Raw genomic sequence first — 1,320 nt, forward strand, 5'->3', positions numbered from 1 at the left:
AGTCGGCTTCGCCGACTACAAACAGCCGTCGGCTTCGCCGACGGCCTGACGGCGTTTCACGCCGTCGAGGGCTCCGCTTCGCGGAGCCAGGCCCCCGTTTCACGGGGGCATGTGGGGGTTGCTCTGACCGCTTCGCGGCCTCTGACCTGGTGTTTTGCCGCTTCGCGGCATAGCTGGCTAGGAGGGAGGGGGCTGGGCTAGTCGGTTCCGTTTCCGTTCGAACATTCATCCTAACCCCCCTGAAATCTCGTCAGCTTTTCTTTATTGAGCCCAACCATAGGGTTTATGCAATTCTTTGTCAAGTGTGCTGGTCGCGTCTTTATGGTGGCCCTTTTGGTGGGTAATTAGGCGCGTTTTTAGAATACCCCGTAAGGGGTATTCATAACGGCCGTAGGTCGTTTCCTTTGCCCCGCAGGGGCGGGCCCCGGCGCGAAGCGCCTTAGAGGGGCCCACCGCGATAGCGGCGGGCCGTTAGGCCCGAATCTTTTCCCGCCCCGTGGCCGAAGGCCACTCAGGGGGGCGGGGCTTCCATTTGGGCCCGCGAAGCGGGTCCATGGCTGCCTGTGGCCGAAGGCCACTTGAAAGGCAGCCCAGCCCGTAGGGCTGTCGATTGCCCGGCCGTTTCCGGCATGCGGAAAGGGGCGGCAACTGCCGCCCCTTTCCTTGGACTTCACTCCGCCCTATGGGCACGGGGTGCAGGTGATTTGAGCATCTGCCAACCCGTCCTTATGGGCGTGTCTCTCAGCCGTCGACCTTCTCGGCCTCTTCCTCGCGCTCCTCCTCGACTTCCGCCTCGAAGTGGAGATACCCCGATCGCACGATGCTGTCCGGGTCAAGGGAGTTGAAGCGGGCGAGGTGGAAAACGTTCGCGAGGAGGTCCCCGGCGATTTCGCCGAGGGCGTCCTCGCCCATGTCGAGGGTTCCGTCGCTGTAGTTCTGACCGGTCTTCAGGCCGAATGCCTCAAGGGCAGTCAGGGCCCAAAAGGCGCGGGTCTTGTTCGCCTCGGCCGGTCCGTCCGTGTAAAGGTCCGTCATTTGCCTTGCTCCTTCCTCTGGTTACTTCTGGTAGGCGGTGATTCGGGCGCGGACCTTTTCGGCGTCGAGGCATTCGGGGTGCCGGAAGGTCGAGGGCGGATTCCCGTTGCGGCCCCGGAGGTGGGACCAGTAGCGGGGGCCCTGCCAGCCGCACAGTCCGCACTTGAGGGCCCACGGGTTATCGGCCCCGGGGTAGCCGTGGAGCGGCGTCCACAGGTGCTCGGTCAGTCCGGCCATAGCCGCGGTTGCCGCCTTGGTGTTGCGGGGCGTGGCGGGCATTCGGGA

At 64.3% G+C, this 1,320-nt stretch carries 1 protein-coding gene and 1 pseudogene; both read right to left on the minus strand.

What is annotated here, in order from left to right; translation table 11 throughout:
- Nucleotides 1-741: 741 nt before the first annotated feature.
- A complete protein-coding gene (locus JHN45_RS51965; protein WP_201056501.1) occupies nt 742-1,035 on the minus strand; it encodes a hypothetical protein in 294 nt (97 codons plus the stop codon).
- 21 nt (nt 1,036-1,056) lie between these two features.
- Nucleotides 1,057-1,320 (minus strand): annotated as a pseudogene (locus tag JHN45_RS51970) (hypothetical protein); the annotation flags it as partial.

It is taken from the genome of Streptomyces sp. MBT53 (genome assembly GCF_016654115.1).
GTDB lineage: Bacteria > Actinomycetota > Actinomycetes > Streptomycetales > Streptomycetaceae > Streptomyces.

Bases quoted from the DNA above. Each gene is read 5' to 3' on its own strand.
- JHN45_RS51965 (WP_201056501.1), bottom strand. From the start codon at position 1,035: ATGACGGACCTTTACACGGACGGACCGGCCGAGGCGAACAAGACCCGC.